This window comes from Maricurvus nonylphenolicus, assembly GCF_042854845.1.
Taxonomy (GTDB): Bacteria; Pseudomonadota; Gammaproteobacteria; order Pseudomonadales; family Cellvibrionaceae; genus Maricurvus; species Maricurvus nonylphenolicus.
On the sequence record NZ_AP031498.1, the window covers coordinates 458,584 to 478,811 of the forward strand.

The following is a 20,228-nucleotide window of genomic DNA, read 5'->3' on the forward strand; positions in this document are numbered from 1 at the left end:
GCAGGGGTTGAAAATCAAACAACTGCGCCAATATAGAAATCAACAGCTCGAAAAGAGCCTTAAACAGTTAAATTCAAGGCGTGGGTTCAGCCAAATCATGGCGGCCTTAAGCCTTAAGTGAAGATAAGAGATCGGAGATTCCAATGGGCAAGATTATCGGTATTGACCTCGGCACCACAAACTCCTGTGTGTCTGTGCTGGAAGGTGAAAAAAGCAAAGTGATTGAGAACGCTGAGGGTGATCGTACTACGCCTTCCATCGTTGCTTTTACCGATGATGGCGAGATCCTGGTAGGCCAGAGCGCCAAGCGTCAGTCAGTAACCAACCCTGACAACACCCTGTTTGCAGTTAAGCGTCTGATCGGCCGTAAGTTCCAGGACGACGTGGTACAGAAAGATATCTCCATGGTGCCTTACAAAATTGTTGCCGCCGACAATGGCGATGCCTGGGTTGAAGCCAAGGGCGACAAGAAGGCACCACCTCAGATCTCTGCTGAAGTTCTGAAGAAAATGAAAAAGACTGCTGAGGATTACCTGGGCGAGTCTGTAACCGAAGCGGTAATTACCGTTCCTGCTTACTTTAACGACTCTCAGCGTCAGGCGACCAAAGACGCCGGTAAGATCGCGGGTCTGGATGTAAAACGTATTATCAACGAGCCAACCGCTGCGGCACTGGCCTACGGTATGGACAAAGCCAAGGGCGACCACACCGTTGCGGTATACGACCTGGGTGGTGGTACCTTCGATATCTCCATTATCGAAATTGCTGACGTCGACGGTGAGCACCAGTTTGAAGTGCTGTCCACCAACGGTGACACCTTCCTGGGTGGTGAAGATTTCGACTTGCGTCTGATCGAATATCTGGCAGACGAATTCAAGAAAGAAAATGGCATCGATCTGCACAATGATCCGCTGGCTCTGCAGCGTCTGAAAGAAGCTGCTGAAAAAGCCAAGATCGAGCTGTCTTCTGCTCAGCAAACCGAAGTGAACCTGCCGTACATCACCGCTGATGCAACCGGTCCTAAGCACCTGGTTGTTAAGATGACTCGCGCCAAACTGGAGTCTCTGGTTGAAGAGTTGGTTGCCCGCTCTCTGGAGCCAATGAAAACTGCACTGAAAGATGCTGATCTGTCTGTTAGCGACATCGACGATGTCATTCTGGTAGGTGGTCAAACCCGTATGCCGCTGGTTCAGGAAAAAGTGGCTGAGTTCTTCGGTAAAGAAGCGCGTAAAGATGTAAACCCTGATGAAGCGGTTGCCATGGGTGCTGCCATTCAAGGTGCGGTACTGGCTGGTGACGTCAAAGACGTGCTGCTGCTGGACGTATCGCCTCTGACTCTGGGTATCGAAACCATGGGTGGCGTTGCTACACCGCTGATCGAGAAAAACACCACGATTCCTACCAAGAAGTCTCAGGTGTTCTCAACCGCAGAAGACAATCAGTCTGCTGTTACCATTCACGTTGTACAGGGTGAGCGTAAGCAGGCGGCACAAAACAAATCACTGGGTCGTTTCGATCTGAGTGAGATTCCACCGGCGCCACGTGGCATGCCTCAAATTGAGGTTACCTTCGATATTGATGCCAACGGTATTCTGAATGTTGGTGCTAAAGACAAGGCTACCGGTAAAGAGCAGTCCATCGTTATTAAGGCTAACTCTGGTCTGAGCGATGACGAGATCGATGCAATGGTACGTGACGCCGAAGCTAATGCCGAAGCCGATAAGGCCTTCGAGGAGCTGGTTGCTGCCCGTAACACACTCGATGGTCTGATTGGTGCAACCAAAAAGACCTTGGAAGAAGCTGGCGATAAAGCGACTGAAGAAGAGAAAACCGCAATCAATGCAGCCCTGACCGAAGCAGAAGAAGCTGTGAAAGGTGACGACAAAGCTGCAATGGAAGCTGCAACCACCAAACTGACTGAAGCCTCCAGCGGCCTGGCGCAAAAGATGTATGCCGAGCAAGCTGAAGCAGCCCAAGCGCAAGGTGGTGCCGAGCAGGCAGAGCCTGAGCAAGGTGCTGGCGCTGAAGAGGGTGTGGTTGACGCCGAGTTTGAAGAAGTAAAAGACGATAAGTAAGTTCGATGTTCGATGTATTGATGTTGGTTAAATTGAGTTGAGTATTACACGGCTCAGCCAGCATCAATCCACTGACTTCTAACTTATACGCGGGCATGTCCCGCGTTTTAACGTATTAAGAAAGACGAAAAAACGAATTTACTGAGCCAGTAGCTGACTTATGTCCAAACGTGATTATTACGACGTCCTGGGTGTTGCCAAGGATGTGTCCGACAAGGATTTGAAAAAAGCCTATCGCCGTGTGGCGATGAAATACCACCCGGACCGTAACCCTGACGATCAGGAAGCCGAAGAGAAATTCAAAGAGGCCAATGAGGCCTACGAGATTCTGTCGGACGCTGAAAAACGTGCGGCCTACGATCAGTTTGGTCACGCTGGTGTTGATGGCCAGGGTATGGGCGGCGGCGCTGGTGCCGGTGGCTTTGGTAACTTCAGTGATATTTTCGGTGATGTCTTCGGTGACATCTTCGGTGGCGGAGGCGGCGGTGGACGCGGCCGCGGTGGTCCGGCTCGTGGCGCAGATCTACGCTACACCCTTGATCTGAGTCTGGAAGACGCTGTTAAGGGTACCACTGTAAAAATTCGTGTACCTACGCTGGTTAGTTGTGGCACGTGTGATGGTTCCGGTGCAAAACCTGGAACATCCCCACAAACCTGTACCACCTGTGGCGGTGTGGGCCAGGTGCGCATGCAGCAGGGTTTCTTCTCGGTGCAGCAAACCTGTCCAAACTGTCGTGGCAAGGGAAGCATCATTACCGATCCGTGCCGTGACTGTCACGGCCAAGGCCGCATAGAAGAAACCAAAACCCTGTCGGTAAAAGTACCTGCGGGTGTTGATACCGGAGACCGCATTCGTCTGGCGGGTGAAGGTGAAGCTGGGGCCGATGGTGGGCCCGCCGGTGATCTCTATGTACAGGTGTCTGTGCAAGAGCATGAGATCTTCCAGCGCGAAGGTAAAAACCTTTACTGCGAAGTGCCAATCAGTTTTGTCGATGCTGCTTTGGGCGGCGAACTGGATGTGCCGACCCTCGATGGTCGCGTAAAGCTCAAAGTGCCTAGCGAAACTCAAACCGGCAAACTGTTCCGTTTACGAGGCAAAGGCGTAACGCCTGTGCGCGGTGGCAATACTGGTGATTTGTTGTGCCGTGTGATTGTCGAGACCCCGGTCAACCTCAGCAACAAACAAAAAGAGCTGTTGCGCGAGTTTCAGGGTACTATGAAGGGCGACAAAAATTCCCCCAAGCAGGATAGCTGGTTTGAGGGTATGAAGAACTTCTTTGGCGATATGAAAATTTAAGTTAGCGGCTGAGCCTCTAACGAAGACATGGAAAATTAAATGACCGTAAGAATCGCAGTGACTGGTGCCGCCGGTCGTATGGGGAAAACCTTAATTGAAGCTGTTGCCCTGGCAGAAGGTGCCGAGCTTACTGCCGCGCTGGAGCGTCCGGACAGCTCTTTAATTGGTGCTGATGCTGGTGAGCTGGCTGGCCTGGGTAAAAATGGTGTTGCCGTTGCTGGCGACATCAATGATGTGATTGATGATTTTGATGTGCTGATCGACTTTACTGCTCCGGTGGCAACGCTTGCGAATGCGGCGGCGTGCGCAGCCAAGGGTAAAAAGATCGTTATCGGCACTACGGGTTTTACCCCTGAGCAGGAAACTGAGTTGCTGGCGAATCAGCAGCAGACCGCGTTGTGTAAGGCTGCGAATTTCAGTACCGGCGTTAACGTTTGCTTGAAGCTGTTAAAGCAGGCCGCAGAGACCCTGGGCGATGATTACGATATCGAAATCTACGAAGCGCACCATCGTCACAAGGTCGATGCCCCATCCGGTACTGCGTTGGCCATGGGTGAAGCTGTTGCTGAAGGCGTTAACCGCAATCTGCGCGAAGTGGCTATCTATGGCCGCGAAGGTCAGACCGGTGCTCGCGAGCGTGAAACCATAGGTTTTGCCACGGTGCGTGGTGGTGATGTGGTAGGTGATCACACGGTAATGTTTATGGCTGATGGTGAGCGCGTTGAGATTACCCACAAGGCGTCCAGCCGTATGTCGTTTGCCCGTGGTGCCGTACGTGCGGCTACCTGGTTGGCAGCTAAAGATTCAGGTTTATTCGATATGCAGGATGTTCTAGCTTTGCGCTAATCCATACCTAAATAGCCTAAGAAACCCGCATATTCCGTATGGATGTGCGGGTTTTTTTATGTTTTTATGGTGGGCCTATGTTGAGTTTGACGCCAAACCGCTGTGGAAACTATGGCTTGTGGGATCATGGAACTTAGAAGCAATGGTTGTTAAACAAACTCAGGGGTCTATGCTGGAGTGTGAGACCCTGGAGTTCTGCAGTCTTTGGGAGGCTGTCTGTTATGGCATAGGAAAAGGGCTGGAGAATAATAATGAGAATAACCTCATGGCTCGCAGGGGGGCGTACCCTGGGGCTGTCGTTGAGTGTATTACTGAGTATCTTGCAGGTGGCCATGGTAGAGGCTCGAGCAGGGGTCGCTGATACTCAGGAAGGCCGCGAAATCATTGGGCACTATATTTACTACTTTGCGCGTAATGTTGATTGGCCGGAGACTGTCTTCAAGTCCTCCGGTTCACCATTTTGGGTGTGCATGGTTGGTAAAGAATCTCTGGGGTTGGAGGTAAGTAAGCGCTTGCAGAAGGGGCGAGTAGGTCGACACAGAATTCGGCTAAAGCACTTCAACCTGGATCAGCTTGGTGGGTTGCGGCAGTGTCAGATAGTTTTTATTGATGAAACACACGCACATACCATTAAAGAAATTATTAAACCGCTCGATAACCTTCCTATATTGACTGTGAGTGACGCAGAAGGATTTGCCGCCCAGGGAGGCATGGTTGGCTTTGTTGGGCGCGGAAAGCAGGTAGCCATGCAGTTGAATCGCACGGTCATAGAGCGAGCCCAGTTAAAGCTGGGAGCCTTATTACAATAGTAAGGGTGCAAGGTAGCGGAACCTGCAGTGTAAGTATCCATATTCCTGTCGGTGTCAATTGAGTGATGCCAGAAGGTACGCCCGTCAAGGGTGGCAGCGAATAACAAAAAAACAGTCGGATGAAATGTTATGGGTAGTTTGTCTTTAAAGTGGAAAGTTCTTCTCGGGGTGACGGTAACCAGTATTTTTGCGGTTATTGTTTCAAGCATCGTCTCTGTAAATATGGAGATCGGGCGGCTTAATCAGGCCATCTCTAAGGATTCGGTCACTTTGGCTCGAATTGTGGGGGGCAGCACCGCCGGAGCCATGGCCTTTGGGGATAAGGCATCGGCAGGTGATACGCTCAAGACGCTTTCCAACAGTGCCCGTATTGAAGGTGCGGTGATCTATGGTGAAAGTGGTCGCCCCTTCGTGTGGTACAAGCGTGGACAGCAGGGTGGTGGTTCCCTGCCAGCAGGCTTCCCCAGTAATGCTGAATCTCAAAAGCTCAATGTTGATGATAAATACCTGACTTTGTTCGAGCCTATCAAGGCGGATGGAGCCAAGGTGGGTACCATCTATATGAAGGTCGACCTTAAAGAGCTGGAAGAGGCGACCAGCAGTGCCGTGTGGAGTTCAGTCGCCACCGTGTTGGTGATCAGTGCCCTGGCAGCGGCTATCTCCTTTGTGATTCAGGCCGGCATCGTTAAGCCTATCAATGCGGTGGTTGAAGCGCTGAAGGATATTGCCGAGGGTGAGGGGGATCTTACTCGTCGCCTGCCCGTGAATACCGAAGATGAAGTGGGGCAGTTGTCGCGCTGGTTTAACACCTTTATTGAGAAAGTGCACACAATCATTGGTGACTTCTCGGTGACCTCTACCGATCTGAATGATAATGCCGACAAGCTATCCGATACCGCCAAGGAAACCGAGCGCGGAGTGGTAAGTCAACAATCCGAAATTCAGCAAGTGGTTACCGCAGTACGAGAAATGGCTGCTGTGGTTGAGGATGTTGCCCACAATGTCGCTCAGACCGCAGATAATGCCGAGCAAGCCGACGCTGAAGCTAAGAGCGGTAAGTTGGTGGTTACTGACACCATGGCGCAAATCGAAAGCCTGGCTACCGATATTAATGAGGCGGCTGAGGTGATTGAGCGTCTGCGTCAGGAGACGGTGAATATCGGTTCGGTACTGGATGTGATTCGCGGTATTGCCGAGCAAACCAACCTGCTGGCCTTGAACGCCGCGATTGAGGCGGCACGTGCCGGTGAGCAGGGTCGAGGGTTTGCGGTTGTAGCGGATGAGGTTCGTACTCTGGCTTCTCGTACCCAAAGCTCCACCCAGGAAATTCACGAGATGATTGAGCGCCTGCAGTCCGGTGCTCAGGAAGCGGTATCCATGATGGAGAAGGGCACGGCGCAGGCTAGCGAGTCTGTGGCCAAGGCCGCGGATGCCAGTCGTTCGCTGGAAGCTATTACCGAAGGTGTGAGTTCCATTAAGGATAAGACCAACCAGATCGCCAGCGCCTCGGAAGAGCAGAGTGCCGCAACCCGCGAGATGGAGCACAATATGAACAATATTGCCGATGTGGCCCGTCAGACCTCAGAGGGGTCTGTGGAAATCGCGTCCAGCACTGCGCAGTTGGCTAATATGGCCTCCAGCATGGCGAGCATTGTTCGTCAGTTCAAACTCTAAGGCCTTATGTCACGTAGGGTTATGGCAAAAAAAGTGGTGGGTGGCTTGTTTGATTTATGGACAGGCACCCCCTCCTTCCAGTAGAATGCCGCGTTAGATCGAACTTGGCCAAAGCCGCGACAGCCTACTACACTGATGATGATCAAATTCAGTGGTAGCGAATAGGTAGCGAGTAGAAAAGGTCGTTATAGCGAATTGATAAAAAGCGAGATGGGACGTAGTTTTTCATCTCGCTTTTTTGCGACTTGCGACCGGGTAAATTCCAGCAAACTTTCTGAAAAACGTGCCTCGTGCATGCGGTTTCGCTCGGTCTAAAGATAGAGAATTTTGATTTTTGTTTACATCCGCCACCCTTAGGAGGTTGACTTGACTACAGGTGCTCATCGCCCCGCCATTCTGGTTCTTGCAGACGGCAGCATCTTTCGAGGCACGGCCATTGGTGCCGACGGACAATCCGTCGGTGAAGTGGTCTTTAATACCGCCATTACAGGCTATCAGGAGATCCTGACCGATCCCTCATACGCCCAACAGATCGTAACCCTGACCTACCCTCACATTGGTAATGTGGGCACTAACAGCGAAGATGAAGAGTGTGATCGCATCTGGGCTAAAGGGTTGGTGATTCGCGATCTGCCATTACTGTCCAGTAACTTCCGAGATGAGCAGTCTCTGGATCAATACCTGAAGGATCGCAATATCCTCGGTATTGCCGATATTGATACCCGTCGTCTGACCCGTATCCTGCGCGATAAGGGAGCGCAGAATGGCTGCATTATGGCCGGTGAGGTTGACGATGCTAAGGCGCTGGAAGCCGCTAAAGCCTTTGGTGGTTTGAAAGGCCTTGATCTGGCCAAAGAGGTCACCACCCAAGAGACCTATAAGTGGACTCAAGGTAGCTGGCAGCTGGGTAAGGGGCACGTTGAGCAAACTGACTTTACATTTAAAGTCGTCGCCTACGATTTCGGTGTGAAGCGCAACATTCTTCGCATGTTGGCCGATCGCGGTTGTGAGCTGACCGTTGTGCCTGCTAAGACGCCTGCGTCTGAAGTGCTGGCTATGAATCCGGACGGTGTTTTCCTGTCCAATGGTCCTGGCGATCCCGAGCCGTGCGACTACGCTATTGCCGCGATCAAAGAGATCCTGGAAACCGATATTCCGGTATTCGGTATCTGCCTGGGTCACCAGTTGTTGGCGTTGGCCAGTGGCGCGCAGACCGTAAAAATGAAATTCGGTCATCACGGTGGTAACCACCCGGTACAAAACGTAGACGATGGCACTGTGCTGATTACCAGTCAGAACCACGGTTTTGCTGCTGACGAAAGCAGTCTGCCGGACAACCTGCGTGTGACTCACAAATCTTTGTTCGATGGATCTCTGCAGGGTATTCACCGCACCGACAAACCAGCGTTCAGCTTCCAGGGTCACCCTGAAGCCAGCCCTGGTCCGCACGATGCGGCGCCTTTGTTTGACCACTTCATCGAATTGATGCAAGCCCGTAAATAACTACACAAGCGTATAGCGAAAGACAGAGCTAACAATGCCAAAAAGAACAGACATAGAAAGTATTCTTATCCTGGGTGCGGGCCCGATCGTAATCGGCCAGGCCTGTGAATTTGACTACTCCGGTGCTCAGGCCTGTAAGGCACTGCGCGAAGAGGGTTACCGGGTCATCCTGGTGAACTCCAACCCGGCAACTATCATGACCGATCCGGCCATGGCTGATGCCACTTACATCGAGCCGATCGAGTGGCAAACCGTTGCCAAGATCGTTGAGAAAGAGCGTCCGGATGTTATTTTGCCGACCATGGGTGGCCAGACCGCGTTGAACTGTGCGCTGGATCTGCACGATAACGGTGTACTGGAGAAGTACAACGTTGAGCTGATTGGTGCCAACCGTGATGCCATTCATATGGCTGAAGATCGCAACCTGTTTGATCAGGCCATGAAGCGTATCGGTTTGGAGTGTGCACGCGCTGAAATCGTTCACTCCATGGAAGAAGCCCTGGAAGTGCCGAAGAAGTTCGGTTTCCCGGTGATTATTCGCCCGTCTTTCACTATGGGTGGTTCCGGTGGCGGTATCGCTTACAACTGGGAAGAGTTTGAAGAGATCTGTAACCGTGGTCTGGACCTGTCGCCAACCAACGAGCTGCTGATCGATGAATCTCTGCTGGGTTGGAAAGAGTACGAGATGGAAGTTGTGCGTGATAAAAACGACAACTGCATCATCGTGTGTTCGATTGAAAACTTTGACCCCATGGGTGTGCACACCGGTGATTCCATCACTGTGGCGCCAGCACAAACCCTGACCGATAAAGAATTACAAATCATGCGTAACGCCTCGCTGGCGGTACTGCGTGAAATCGGCGTAGAAACCGGTGGTTCTAACGTGCAGTTTGCGGTGAACCCGGACAATGGTCGTTTAGTTGTTATCGAAATGAACCCGCGTGTATCGCGTTCATCTGCACTGGCTTCAAAGGCGACTGGTTTCCCGATTGCCAAAATCGCCGCCAAGCTGGCCGTGGGTTACACCTTGGATGAGCTGCAGAACGATATTACCGGTGGCGCAACCCCGGCTTCGTTCGAGCCTTCCATTGATTATGTTGTTACCAAGATTCCTCGCTTCACCTTTGAAAAATTTGGTGATGCCGATGCCCGCCTGACCACCCAGATGAAATCTGTGGGTGAAGTGATGGCGATTGGTCGTAACTTCCAGGAATCTCTGCAAAAAGCCCTGCGTGGTTTGGAAGTAGGTTCTGCCGGTTTCGAGCCGATTGTTGATCGGAGTAGCGACGACGCCATGGCGCGTATCCGTCGTGATCTTTCCACCCCGGGTGCTGAGCGTATCTGGTATGTGGCCGATGCTTTCCGTGCAGGCATGAGCGTTGATGAAGCGTTTGATGCATCTAAGATTGATCGTTGGTTCCTGGTGCAAATCAAAGAGCTGATGGATATCGAGGCCTCTCTGGCTTCCAAGCCTTTGACTGACCTGGATGCCGACACACTGTTCCGCTTAAAGCGTAAAGGCTTCTCCGATAAGCGTTTGAGTGAGCTGCTGGGTGTTAGCGAAAAGACTGTGCGTCATCACCGTCAGAAACTGGATATTCGTCCGGTCTACAAGCGTGTTGATACCTGTGCGGCAGAATTCTCCACCTCTACGGCTTACATGTACTCAACCTATGAAGAAGAGTGTGAGGCCAACCCAAGTGAGCGTGAAAAAATTATCGTTCTGGGTGGTGGTCCTAACCGTATTGGTCAGGGTATCGAGTTCGATTACTGCTGTGTGCACGCCGCCCTTGCTGCTCGTGAAGATGGCTTCGAAGCCATCATGGTGAACTGTAACCCTGAAACGGTTTCCACCGATTACGATACGTCTGATCGCCTGTTCTTCGAGCCGGTAACCCTGGAAGACGTACTGGAAATTGTTCATAAAGAAAAACCCAAAGGCGTTATCGTTCAGTTCGGTGGTCAAACACCATTGAAGTTGGCCCGTGCCCTGGAAGCTGAAGGTGTGCCTATTATTGGTACCTCGCCAGAAGCGATTGACCGTGCTGAAGACCGTGAGCGTTTCCAGCAAATGCTGCACCGTCTGGAATTGAAGCAGCCGTCCAATGCGATTGTGCGTTCTACTGAAGAAGCAGTGCGTATGGCTGTTGAGGTGGGTTACCCGCTGGTTGTACGTCCATCCTATGTTCTGGGTGGACGCGCCATGGAAATCGTTTACAAGGAAGAAGAGCTGCGCACCTATATGCGTGAAGCGGTACAGGTATCTGATGATGCACCTGTGCTACTGGATCACTTCCTTAACAATGCGATCGAAGTTGATCTGGATGCGGTATCTGACGGTAAAGATGTGGTGATCGGTGCGATCATGCAGCACATCGAGCAGTGTGGTGTTCACTCCGGTGACTCAGCATGTTCTCTGCCGCCTTACTCTCTGCCTGAAGATGTGCAGGATAAAATGCGCGAGCAGGTGAAAAAAATGGCGCTGGAGCTGGGTGTAGTTGGTCTGATGAATACCCAGTTGGCTTATCAGGACGGCGAGATCTACGTGATCGAGGTTAACCCTCGCGCCTCGCGTACTGTGCCGTTTGTATCCAAGTGCATTGGTACGTCTCTGGCGAAAGTGGCGGCACGTTGTCAGGCGGGTAAAACGCTGGCTGAGCAGGGCTTCACCAAAGAGGTGGTGCCTGATTACTACAGTGTTAAAGAATCTGTATTCCCGTTTAATAAGTTCCCGGCGGTTGACCCGATTCTCGGTCCAGAGATGAAGTCTACCGGTGAGGTAATGGGTGTCGGTGATACTTTCGCTGAAGCTTATTCTAAAGCGCAGTTGGGTGCCGGTGATCGAATTCCTGAATCAGGTACTGCCTTTATCAGTGTTCGCGATAGCGACAAAGATGGTGTGGTTGCCGTAGGTAAGGAATTGGCAGATCTGGGCTTCAAGCTGGTAGCGACTCGCGGTACAGCTAGTGTGCTGAGCGAAGTTGGTCTGGATGTGACTACCGTTAATAAGGTTGCTGAAGGTCGTCCGCACATTGTTGATATGATGAAGAACGGTGAGATTGATATGGTGATCAATACCACCGAAGGCAAGCAGGCCATTAAAGACTCTGCGTCTATTCGTCGTAGTGCTGAGAATGGCGGTGTTTATTACACCACTACGTTGGCTGCCGCAGAAGCTATTTGCATGGCGCTGCGTTTCGGTAAGGAGCAGGATGTGCGTCGTCTGCAGGACTTGCACGGGAGAATTCACTAATGAATAAATTTCCAATGACTGTTGCCGGTGCGGAAAAGCTTCGCGAGGAGCTGGATGATCTGAAAAAGGTTCAGCGTCCACGTATCGTGCAGGCCATTGCCGAGGCTCGTGAGCACGGTGATCTAAAGGAAAACGCTGAATACCATGCTGCCCGTGAGCAGCAGGGTTTCTGCGAAGGTCGTATTCAGGAAATTGAAGGTAAGCTGAGCAATGCCCAGATCATTGATGTGACGACAATTCCGGAAGGTGAGAAGGTGATCTTCGGCTCTACCGTGATGATCATCAATGTCGACACCGATGAGGAAGTGACCTACAAGATTGTGGGTGATGATGAGGCTGACGTGAAGAACAATATGATCTCTGTTAGCTCGCCAATCGCGCGTGCGCTGATCGGCAAGTCTATTGGTGATGAGGTGGCTGTAACTACGCCTGGTGGTGAGGTTGCCTACGAAATTGATGATGTGAAATACGTCTAAGGCGTAATGGCATTATCGAGAAAAAGGCAGCTTCGGCTGCCTTTTTTCTTTTGAGCGCTTTCGACAAGTTCAATTGAGTGCATTCAACATTCCGCCGGGCGTCGAAACAGCGCATAGTAGGTGTCCAGTAATATTAAGTAATGACCGCAAGGCGACAGGCCTGAGCGGCGAGTTCCTGAGGAGAGATTGATGGATATTCAAGGTAAGGTTGTAGCGATTACCGGTGGTGGTCGTGGTATTGGTCGTTCGATTGCGGTGTACCTGGCTAACAGGGGCGCCAAGCTGGCTGTGCTGGACCTGGATGATGAGGCAATGGCCGAAACCGTTGCTCTGGTTGCTGAGGCAGGTTCTGAGGCGCGTGCCTATAACTGCAATGTTGCCGACGAAGAGACGGTAGTAAATACCTTTAATGCGATTGTGGCTGACTTTGGCGCTATCCATGGTGTGGTTAACAACGCCGGTATTCTGCGTGATGCTCAGTTGATCAAGGTGAAAGACGGTAAGGTGGTTAAGAAGATGTCTGCCGACCACTATAGCCTGGTGGTTGATGTACACATGAAGGGTGCTTTCCTGTGTGCTCGTGAGGCGGCTGCGCATATGGTTGAGTTGGGTGTGGAAGAGGGTGTTATTGTTAACATGTCCTCCATTGCTTATCACGGTAACTTCGGTCAGACCAACTACTCTGCCGCGAAGGCCGGTATTGTGGCTCAGAGCCGTGTATGGGCTAAAGAGTTGGGTAAGTACAATATCCGTTCTATGGCGATTGCCCCGGGTACTATTGAGACCGAGCTGCTGCGCTCTATGCCTGAGGATGCGCTGAATATGATTGCTGGTGCGGTACCGCTGAAGCGTATTGGCGATGTAAGTAACATTGCCCAGACTGTTGTGCAGATTTTCGAGAATGATTACCTGTCTGGTGATGTGATTGAGGTTTCTGGTGGTATGGGGCTGTAAGACTTTATATTCCCAGTGATTTGAAAAGCCCGCCTCTTTGTTGAGGCGGGCTTTTTGCGTTCTATGGCTGTGCTTTTAAATCCGGAGGCAGGCGGGGGAAGCTTCTCTTCGCGCCCATAAGCGGCAGGAAAAAGTCAGTGCTGCGCCAATGTTTTCAAAAGAGACGCTAAAAGCGCTCAGACAACCTCCGCGACTACCCTGACTTTTTCCGGTCGCTTAAGCATGGGCTGATTGCTGCGAGCAGCTTCCCCGCCTACCTCCTCACCTTTGTGCCAATATTTGGGGGTTGCAGGGTGGAGTAATCTTGAATATTATATTTTGCACAATCTAATTTTGCTAAATGTTAGGGTGAAGCTATGAGTGCGGTATTTGATTTTGAGGCAGAAACCATTGCGGGCGAGAAATTACCGCTGGAGAACTACAAGGGTAAGGTGTTACTGGTGGTGAATACGGCCAGTAAGTGCGGTTTCACTCCTCAGTACAAGGGCTTGGAGGCTCTGTATCAGAAGTACAAGGATAAGGGCTTGGAGATCCTCGGCTTCCCATGTAACCAGTTTGGTAAGCAGGAGCCAGGTACGGCCAGTGATATCAGTGAATTCTGTGAGTTGAATTTTGGTGTAACCTTCCCGCTGTTTGCCAAGGTCGATGTTAATGGCGACAATGCGCACCCTCTGTTCAACCATCTAAAGCAGCAGGCGCCTGGCATTATGGGTACCAAGGGCATTAAGTGGAATTTCACCAAGTTCCTGGTCAATAAAGACGGTATGGTGGTTAAGCGTTTTGCACCTAAGGATAAGCCTGAGTCTCTCGAGGCGGCTGTTGAGGCCTTGTTGTAAGTAAGTGGTTGTAGTTTTTAAGTTATAGATAAAGCGAGCGAGTAATGGCGGCAGATAAGATTGATGAATCAGCAATCCTTTTGGATCAGCAGTTGTGTTTTATGCTGTATGCCGCCTCGCGCGCGATGACCAAGGCCTATCAGCCAATGCTAAAAGATTTGGGGATTACCTATCCTCAGTATCTGGTGTTGATGGTGATGTGGGAGTGGCATCAGTCAGGCGAAGAGGATCGTACGGTGAGTGCGCTGGGTCAGCGTTTGATGCTGGATTCCGGTACCTTGACGCCTTTGCTAAAGCGCTTGGAGGCATCTGGTCTGCTCACGCGTCAGCGCGATGAGATGGATGAGCGTCGTGTGTTGTTGCAGCTAACTGAAGAGGGGGTGGCCTTGCGAGCCAAGGCGTTAGTCTGGGTTAATGAGGGGCGGGAAGCCATGGATGAGGAAAATGGTTTGTCCCGTGAATCGGTTGCTGAGTTGCGTGAAGGTTTGCGCGGTTTTCTTAAAAAGATCTCTTAGGGTTCTCAAATACCCCATATTGAGCCTGTTGTTGCGGGTTGTTTCTGGATTTCCCTTCCGATCTCTGGGAAGATTCCAAACCTTTGATGGTTTGGGAATTCTGTAGTTCATGGTTTGCAGTGAAGCACTTTTAACAATCGACTTGGGCGCTATCCGTCGTAACTGGCAGCGCTTGCAGGATCGTATTGGGCCCAACTGTGTGTGTGCCGCTGTGGCCAAGGCTAATGCCTATGGTTTGGGTATTGAGCGAGTTGCGCCTGCGTTGTATGAGCAGGGTTGTCGTTTTTTCTTTGTAGCGACAGTTAATGAGGGCGTAAATCTGCGTCGTCTGTTATCGGTTGATGCCACTATCTTTGTGCTTGATGGTCTGCGTCCGGGCTTTGAATCCTATTGTCTGGAGTATCAGTTGCAGCCGGTGCTGTTCAGTCGTGCTCAGCTTGAGCGTTGGCATCAGGCGCAGAGCCATCTTGCTGAGCCGGCTCCCTGTGCCATTAAGTTTGATAGCGGTATGGGGCGTCTTGGTTTTAGTCAATCTGAGTTGCAAGCGCTACTGGATGAGCCTGAATTGTTGCAGGCGGTGCAGCCGCTTTGGTTTATCAGTCATTTGGCGTGCGCGGATGAGGTTGCTCACCCGCTTAATCAGCAGCAGTTACAGGTGTTTGAAGCGGCTCTATCGCAAGTGAAGCAGTTGTTGCCAAATATTAAGTCAACGCTGGCGAATTCCTCCGGTGTGTTTTTGGGACAGGAGTGGCATTTTGATTTGGTGCGTCCTGGTGCGGCTCTGTACGGTGTGAATCCTGTGCCGGGTAAAACGTCTCCGGTGGAGTCTGTGGTGTCACTACGTCTGCCGGTTGTGCAAATTCGTGAGGTGGAGGCCGGCGGCACGGTGGGATACGGTGCTGAGCATCAGTTGCAGCGTGCTTCGCGTTTGGCTGTGGTGCTGGGTGGTTATGCCGACGGTATTCATCGCGCTGTGGGTGGTTCAGGTGGTGCCGGCCGAGGTTGGCTGTCCGGTATTGAGGTGCCTGTGGTTGGGCGTGTATCTATGGATACTACGGTGTTTGATATTACCGCTGTGCCGGAAGATAAGTTGCCGCCGGAAGGTGAGGCCTATATTGAGTTGCTGGGTGAGCATCAGGGTGTGGATGATGTGGCCGTGGCGGCGGGTACGATAGGTTATGAAATATTAACCAGCTTGGGGGATCGCTATGAGCGATCCTATACCGATTGGGGCACCGATTGGGATACCGATTGTGGCAAAGATTAGGGTTTAGGAAAACAGAATGGATATGCAGGCGTTATTGTCATTGGTTGCCGATGGCGAGTTTCATTCCGGTAAAGATCTCGGCGATGTGTTGGGGGTGAGCCGCACGGCCGTCTGGAAGCATGCGCAAAAACTGGAAAGCCTTGGTCTCCATCTGGAATCGGTTAAGGGTAAGGGCTATCGCTTGCCGGGTGGTTTGGAATTGCTGTCGCGCGAAAAAATATTGGCTGGGGTTGATGCCAGTGCGAAGAGTTTGTTGTCTGAGTTGGACGTGTTGTCGACAATCGATTCAACCAATCAGCATGCGATGCAGCGAATAGAATCGCAGTCGAGTCATGGTTATGTGTGCTTGGCTGAGTATCAAACTGCAGGCCGTGGTCGTCGTGGGCGCACCTGGGTGAGCCCTTTTGGTAGTAATATTTATCTGTCAGCAGTGGCTGAATTTGAGGGCGGTGCAGCCGCGCTGGAGGGGTTGAGTTTGGCCGTCGGGGTTGCCCTGGTTCGCGCCCTAAAATCCTGTGGCGTGGAAGGTGTGCAGCTTAAATGGCCTAACGACCTGCTGTGGCAGGGGCGCAAGCTTGCGGGCATTTTGCTGGAGATGAGCGGTGATGTTGCCGGCCCATGTCAGGTTGTTGTTGGTGTGGGGTTGAATGTGACTATGCCGGAGCGCTCGGCAGAGGATATTGATCAGCCCTGGGTTGATGTGGCTTCGATAGTGCCCGATTACTCGCGCAATCAGTTGGTGGCGGCCATGCTGACAGAGCTGTTACCGTTGTTGGATAGTTTTCAGCAAACAGGTTTTGCCGCATATAAAGATGAGTGGGAGGCTATGCATGCTTACCAGAATTGCGATGTGCTAATTCAAACCATCAAAATGCATGAGCAGGGTGAGGCCATAGGTGTTACCGGTGTTGGTGCGCTCAGGGTGCTGGTTGATGGTGTCGAAAAACAGTTTAGCGGCGGCGAAGTGTCGCTGCGTAGTGTGCCATCTTAGTTGAGATCGACTAATGCGATTGGAATTGGATGCAGGTAATACGCGCGTAAAGTGGCGGCTGCTGTCGGGTGGTGACGCTGGGTTGGAAGAAGTAGTTGTACGCGGTGTATTTGCTCATGGCGGGCAATTTACCGATGTGCTGTGGCAGCAGATTGTTTTGCCGGATGCGATTGTGCCTGAATCTGTTTGTATTACCAGTGTGGCGGGTGATGCGCTTTTGCAGTCTCTCCTGCGCTATAGTGAAGCGCATTGGCGGCAGCCTTTGTCTGTTGCCTGTGTAACGCCTCAGCAGGCGGGAGTGAAGAATGCCTATGCCGATTGCTCGCGCTTGGGCGTGGATCGCTGGCTGGCAATACTGGCTGCATTTAATCGTAGGGCGGGTGCTCACTTGGTGATTGACTGTGGCAGTGCTGTGACGGTTGACCTGGTATCTGAAGCGGGTCAGCACCTTGGTGGTTATATTGTGCCCGGCTTGCAGTTGATGCGGCGGGCGCTGTTTAAAGATACCGATGCTGTTCAGGTGGCTGAGGGTGTTGTTAGTGGCGATTGTGGTCCGGGTCAAAATACAAATGAGGCGGTCAATCATGGTCTGCCGCTGATGGTAGCGGGCTTGGTTGCTGAGGCTAAATCGCGTTTGGCCAGCTTAAGTGGCGGGCCGATAAATATTTGGGTGACGGGTGGTGATGCCGAGAGGGTGTTGGCGTTGTTGCCGGAAGGTGCTGAATATTGTCAGGATTTGGTGTTGGATGGTTTGGCGTATTGCGCTTACAGGCAATAGGTGCAAAGTGCATGGAAAAGGGTGAAGCATAAATGCGAGGGATTTTTTGGGCGCTAGTGGTCATTAATATCGTGGCCGCTGGTTGGTTCTGGTGGGATGCTCAGCAGTCGTCTCAAGCTGTTGATTCGCCGACTAAGGTTTCGTCCGCTAAGGTTGCCTCAGTGAAGGTGGCGGGTGCTGGCAGCGGTGAGTCACTGGTATTGCTGGAAGAGTTGAAGGCGGCAAAGCTCGAAGAGATGGTGCGGGCTAAAGAGCGGCTACGTCTGGAGGCGGTTGAGCAGGTTGCTGGGACGGAGGAGGGATCTGAGCAGCAATTATGTACCCTGGTGGGGGCGTTTCCGGCTCTGCTTGAGGCTGAGTATTTTGTCGAACATCTGCGGGCCCTGGAGATAGCGGGTGCCGTGCAGCAGATGGAAGTGCCAGGGGAGAGCGCTTTTTGGGTGTATCTGCCTGCCGAGGTATCAAAGAAGAAGGCGTTGCGTTTGTTGCATGAGCTGCAGGGTAAGAAGATAGACAGCTATGTCATTCCGAAGGGCGATCTGGCTAATGGTATCTCCCTGGGCTTGTTCAGTTCGGTTGAGGCGGCTGAGACTCGACAGCAGGAGATAGTGGGGCAGGGCTATCCGGCCCAGGTTGAGGAGATGGAGCGCACTTACGAAGAGATTTGGGTGGTGCTGGAGCCTGTTGAGGCTGAAAAAATCGACGATGACCTGTGGAAAAAGTTACTGGATAAAGAAACTGCACTGGAGTTACGACAAAATTTCTGTCCAGGTGTTGCATCCGAATAAAAGTTTCCCTAGAATCGCGCCTCCACGTTAAGCGGTGGCCGAAATAGGCGACAGTTTGGTTGTGGTGTCGAGCTGGCGTAGCTCAGTTGGTAGAGCAGCTGACTTGTAATCAGCCGGTCGGGGGTTCAACTCCTCTCGCCAGCTCCATTTTCTCGACATTTGACTCGATGTTTATGTTGTAAGCATGTGTTTTTACTAAGAAAATCTTGGTGGCACTGTTGACAATTACGAGTCTGAGGCGGACAATGCCGCCTCGTTTGGCAGGGGTTCCCGAGTGGCCAAAGGGATCAGACTGTAAATCTGACGCGCAAGCTTCGGTGGTTCGAATCCACCCCCCTGCACCATTATTTAAAAGCGTATAGATGTTATCTGTACGTTATCTGGCAAGCCCAGTTGCAACGGGCGCTGTAAGCCGGGTGAATTCAGCGGGTATGGTACAATGGTAGAACCTCAGCCTTCCAAGCTGATGATGCGGGTTCGATTCCCGCTACCCGCTCCAGTTTCTGTTGTTACAAGGTATAGGTTGCAAGGTTAAAGTTGCAAGGCTAAGTCTTTAGTCAGAGATTGCTGGATTGGAGTTTTCGCTCTTGTAGCTCAGTTGGTAGAGCACACCCTTGGTAAGGGTGAGGTCAGCGGTTCAAATCCGCTCAAGAGCTCCACTATTCCGCCGCGATCGCCAGAATTGGTGTTCGCGGCTGTTTGTTGTTTGTAAGTTTTGTATTTGGTTGGTGTTAAGCACCTTTTTAATCACTTGCTTGGCTTGTTTCAGTTTGGGAGACGCTCGCAATGGCAAAAGAAACTTTTGAGCGGTCGAAGCCGCACGTAAACGTTGGTACCATCGGTCACGTTGACCACGGTAAAACTACTCTGACTGCGGCTCTGACCCGTGTATGTGCAGAAGTATGGGGCGGTGAGTCCGTTGCTTTCGACGGTATCGATAACGCACCAGAAGAGCGCGAGCGTGGTATTACCATTGCGACCTCTCACGTAGAGTACGATTCTCCGACTCGTCACTACGCTCACGTAGACTGCCCAGGACACGCCGACTACGTTAAGAACATGATTACCGGTGCTGCTCAGATGGACGGCGCTATCCTGGTATGTGGCGCGACTGACGGCCCAATGCCTCAGACCCGTGAACACATCCTGCTGTCTCGTCAGGTTGGTGTACCTTACATCGTTGTATTCCTGAACAAAGCTGACCTGCTGGCTGAAGACTGTGGCGGCGTTGATTCTGAAGAATACGCTGAGATGCTGGAACTGGTTGAAATGGAGCTGCGTGAGCTGCTGGACACTTACGAGTTCCCAGGCGACGACACTCCAATCATCCCGGGTTCTGCTCTGATGGCCCTGAACGGCGAAGACGACAACGAGCTGGGTACTTCTGCTGTTAAGAAGCTGGTTGAGACTCTGGACGAGTACATTCCTGAGCCAGAGCGTGCTATCGATGGTGACTTCATTATGCCAATCGAAGACGTATTCTCTATCCAGGGTCGTGGTACCGTTGTTACCGGTCGTGTTGAGCGCGGTATCGTTAAAGTGGGTGAGGAAATCGAAATCGTTGGTATCAAAGAGACCACGACTACTACCTGTACTGGTGTAGAGATGTTCCGCAAGCTGCTGGACGAAGGTCGTGCCGGTGAGAACGTTGGTGTTCTGCTGCGTGGTACCAAGCGTGACGAAGTTGAGCGTGGTCAGGTTCTGGCGAAGCCAGGTTCTATCACTCCTCACACCAAGTTCACCTCTGAGGTTTACGTACTGTCCAAAGAAGAAGGTGGTCGTCACACCCCGTTCTTCAAAGGCTACCGTCCACAGTTCTACTTCCGTACTACTGACGTAACTGGTGCTTGTGAGCTGCCAGAGGGCGTAGAGATGGTAATGCCAGGTGATAACATCCAGATGGAAGTTACCCTGATTGCTCCAATCGCCATGGACGAAGGTCTGCGCTTCGCAATCCGCGAAGGTGGCCGTACCGTTGGTGCTGGTGTTGTAGCTAAAATCGTCGAGTAATATTCGATGATTCGGTCGCTGGCTGCCGATAAGGCGGTCAGCAACCAAAATTTACAGGCCACTAGTTCAATTGGTAGAGCGTCGGTCTCCAAAACCGAAAGTTGGGGGTTCGAGTCCCTCGTGGCCTGCCATTTAAATCCTAAACACCCATTTTGA

Annotated in this window: 16 protein-coding genes and 5 tRNA genes; all 21 read left to right on the forward strand. The window is 51.8% G+C overall.

The genetic code is table 11. From position 1 onward, the window contains the following. Positions 1-143: 143 nt before the first annotated feature. The 21 genes from dnaK (at position 144) to ACGHZ6_RS02160 (ending at position 20,203) form a co-directional block, all read left to right on the forward strand. Positions 144-2,075 (forward strand): molecular chaperone DnaK, encoded by a 1,932-nt coding sequence (gene dnaK, locus ACGHZ6_RS02060; RefSeq protein ID WP_390617123.1) that lies wholly within the window; start codon positions 144-146, stop codon positions 2,073-2,075. Between the two features lie 160 nt (positions 2,076-2,235). After that, a complete protein-coding gene (dnaJ, locus tag ACGHZ6_RS02065; RefSeq protein ID WP_390617124.1) occupies positions 2,236-3,372 on the forward strand; it encodes a molecular chaperone DnaJ in 1,137 nt (378 codons plus the stop codon). A gap of 39 nt (positions 3,373-3,411) precedes the next feature. Beyond that, on the forward strand, positions 3,412-4,218 hold the full coding sequence (gene dapB / locus ACGHZ6_RS02070) for a 4-hydroxy-tetrahydrodipicolinate reductase (RefSeq protein ID WP_390617125.1): 807 nt from the start codon (positions 3,412-3,414) through the stop codon (positions 4,216-4,218). Positions 4,219-4,469: 251 nt separating this feature from the next. Continuing rightward, positions 4,470-5,027, forward strand: coding sequence for a YfiR family protein (locus ACGHZ6_RS02075; RefSeq protein WP_390617126.1), 558 nt, complete (start codon positions 4,470-4,472; stop codon positions 5,025-5,027). Positions 5,028-5,156: 129 nt separating this feature from the next. After that, positions 5,157-6,701, forward strand: coding sequence for a methyl-accepting chemotaxis protein (locus ACGHZ6_RS02080; protein WP_390617128.1), 1,545 nt, complete (start codon positions 5,157-5,159; stop codon positions 6,699-6,701). A gap of 366 nt (positions 6,702-7,067) precedes the next feature. Further along, on the forward strand, positions 7,068-8,204 hold the full coding sequence (gene carA, locus ACGHZ6_RS02085; protein WP_390617129.1) for a glutamine-hydrolyzing carbamoyl-phosphate synthase small subunit: 1,137 nt from the start codon (positions 7,068-7,070) through the stop codon (positions 8,202-8,204). 34 nt (positions 8,205-8,238) lie between these two features. Continuing rightward, positions 8,239-11,457 (forward strand): carbamoyl-phosphate synthase large subunit, encoded by a 3,219-nt coding sequence (gene carB / locus ACGHZ6_RS02090; RefSeq protein ID WP_390617130.1) that lies wholly within the window; start codon positions 8,239-8,241, stop codon positions 11,455-11,457. Continuing rightward, positions 11,457-11,933 (forward strand): transcription elongation factor GreA, encoded by a 477-nt coding sequence (greA, locus tag ACGHZ6_RS02095; protein ID WP_390617131.1) that lies wholly within the window; start codon positions 11,457-11,459, stop codon positions 11,931-11,933. Before carB ends, greA begins: the two co-directional genes overlap by 1 nt. Before the next feature lie 189 nt (positions 11,934-12,122). Beyond that, positions 12,123-12,887: an SDR family oxidoreductase gene (locus tag ACGHZ6_RS02100; protein WP_390617132.1), complete on the forward strand. Its 765-nt coding sequence runs from the start codon at positions 12,123-12,125 to the stop codon at positions 12,885-12,887. Positions 12,888-13,243: 356 nt separating this feature from the next. Beyond that, positions 13,244-13,723 carry a glutathione peroxidase gene (locus tag ACGHZ6_RS02105; RefSeq protein WP_390617133.1) on the forward strand — a complete coding sequence of 160 codons (480 nt, stop codon included), beginning with the start codon at positions 13,244-13,246 and terminating at the stop codon, positions 13,721-13,723. 44 nt (positions 13,724-13,767) lie between these two features. Next, positions 13,768-14,238 carry a MarR family winged helix-turn-helix transcriptional regulator gene (locus ACGHZ6_RS02110; RefSeq protein WP_390617135.1) on the forward strand — a complete coding sequence of 157 codons (471 nt, stop codon included), beginning with the start codon at positions 13,768-13,770 and terminating at the stop codon, positions 14,236-14,238. 109 nt (positions 14,239-14,347) lie between these two features. After that, positions 14,348-15,505, forward strand: coding sequence for an alanine racemase (gene alr, locus ACGHZ6_RS02115; protein WP_390617137.1), 1,158 nt, complete (start codon positions 14,348-14,350; stop codon positions 15,503-15,505). Between the two features lie 16 nt (positions 15,506-15,521). Beyond that, positions 15,522-16,496, forward strand: coding sequence for a bifunctional biotin--[acetyl-CoA-carboxylase] ligase/biotin operon repressor BirA (gene birA / locus ACGHZ6_RS02120; RefSeq protein WP_390617138.1), 975 nt, complete (start codon positions 15,522-15,524; stop codon positions 16,494-16,496). Positions 16,497-16,509: 13 nt separating this feature from the next. Next, positions 16,510-17,274, forward strand: a complete 765-nt coding sequence (locus ACGHZ6_RS02125) for a type III pantothenate kinase (protein WP_390617139.1) — start codon at positions 16,510-16,512, stop codon at positions 17,272-17,274. Between the two features lie 32 nt (positions 17,275-17,306). After that, positions 17,307-18,062: an SPOR domain-containing protein gene (locus tag ACGHZ6_RS02130; protein WP_390617141.1), complete on the forward strand. Its 756-nt coding sequence runs from the start codon at positions 17,307-17,309 to the stop codon at positions 18,060-18,062. Between the two features lie 71 nt (positions 18,063-18,133). Beyond that, positions 18,134-18,209, forward strand: a tRNA-Thr gene (locus ACGHZ6_RS02135). A 113-nt stretch (positions 18,210-18,322) separates the two neighbouring features. Next, positions 18,323-18,406: transfer RNA gene (locus tag ACGHZ6_RS02140), tRNA-Tyr, on the forward strand. Between the two features lie 81 nt (positions 18,407-18,487). Beyond that, positions 18,488-18,561, forward strand: a tRNA-Gly gene (locus ACGHZ6_RS02145). Positions 18,562-18,645: 84 nt separating this feature from the next. Continuing rightward, a tRNA-Thr gene (locus ACGHZ6_RS02150) sits at positions 18,646-18,721 on the forward strand. Positions 18,722-18,848: 127 nt separating this feature from the next. Continuing rightward, positions 18,849-20,072, forward strand: coding sequence for an elongation factor Tu (tuf, locus tag ACGHZ6_RS02155; protein WP_390617142.1), 1,224 nt, complete (start codon positions 18,849-18,851; stop codon positions 20,070-20,072). Between the two features lie 55 nt (positions 20,073-20,127). Continuing rightward, positions 20,128-20,203 (forward strand) — tRNA-Trp (locus ACGHZ6_RS02160). Positions 20,204-20,228: the final 25 nt, after the last annotated feature.

What these genes read in the sequence shown, in the direction of transcription:
- ACGHZ6_RS02130 (WP_390617141.1), top strand. Translation starts at nt 17,307, where the DNA reads ATGCGAGGGATTTTTTGGGCGCTAGTGGTCATTAATATCGTGGCCGCT.
- ACGHZ6_RS02105 (WP_390617133.1), top strand. Translation starts at nt 13,244, where the DNA reads ATGAGTGCGGTATTTGATTTTGAGGCAGAAACCATTGCGGGCGAGAAA.
- ACGHZ6_RS02100 (WP_390617132.1), top strand. Translation starts at nt 12,123, where the DNA reads ATGGATATTCAAGGTAAGGTTGTAGCGATTACCGGTGGTGGTCGTGGT.
- tuf (WP_390617142.1), top strand. Translation starts at nt 18,849, where the DNA reads ATGGCAAAAGAAACTTTTGAGCGGTCGAAGCCGCACGTAAACGTTGGT.
- ACGHZ6_RS02080 (WP_390617128.1), top strand. Translation starts at nt 5,157, where the DNA reads ATGGGTAGTTTGTCTTTAAAGTGGAAAGTTCTTCTCGGGGTGACGGTA.
- ACGHZ6_RS02125 (WP_390617139.1), top strand. Translation starts at nt 16,510, where the DNA reads ATGCGATTGGAATTGGATGCAGGTAATACGCGCGTAAAGTGGCGGCTG.
- ACGHZ6_RS02075 (WP_390617126.1), top strand. Translation starts at nt 4,470, where the DNA reads ATGAGAATAACCTCATGGCTCGCAGGGGGGCGTACCCTGGGGCTGTCG.
- carB (WP_390617130.1), top strand. Translation starts at nt 8,239, where the DNA reads ATGCCAAAAAGAACAGACATAGAAAGTATTCTTATCCTGGGTGCGGGC.
- dapB (WP_390617125.1), top strand. Translation starts at nt 3,412, where the DNA reads ATGACCGTAAGAATCGCAGTGACTGGTGCCGCCGGTCGTATGGGGAAA.
- dnaK (WP_390617123.1), top strand. Translation starts at nt 144, where the DNA reads ATGGGCAAGATTATCGGTATTGACCTCGGCACCACAAACTCCTGTGTG.
- greA (WP_390617131.1), top strand. Translation starts at nt 11,457, where the DNA reads ATGAATAAATTTCCAATGACTGTTGCCGGTGCGGAAAAGCTTCGCGAG.
- birA (WP_390617138.1), top strand. Translation starts at nt 15,522, where the DNA reads ATGGATATGCAGGCGTTATTGTCATTGGTTGCCGATGGCGAGTTTCAT.
- dnaJ (WP_390617124.1), top strand. Translation starts at nt 2,236, where the DNA reads ATGTCCAAACGTGATTATTACGACGTCCTGGGTGTTGCCAAGGATGTG.
- ACGHZ6_RS02110 (WP_390617135.1), top strand. Translation starts at nt 13,768, where the DNA reads ATGGCGGCAGATAAGATTGATGAATCAGCAATCCTTTTGGATCAGCAG.
- alr (WP_390617137.1), top strand. Translation starts at nt 14,348, where the DNA reads ATGGTTTGCAGTGAAGCACTTTTAACAATCGACTTGGGCGCTATCCGT.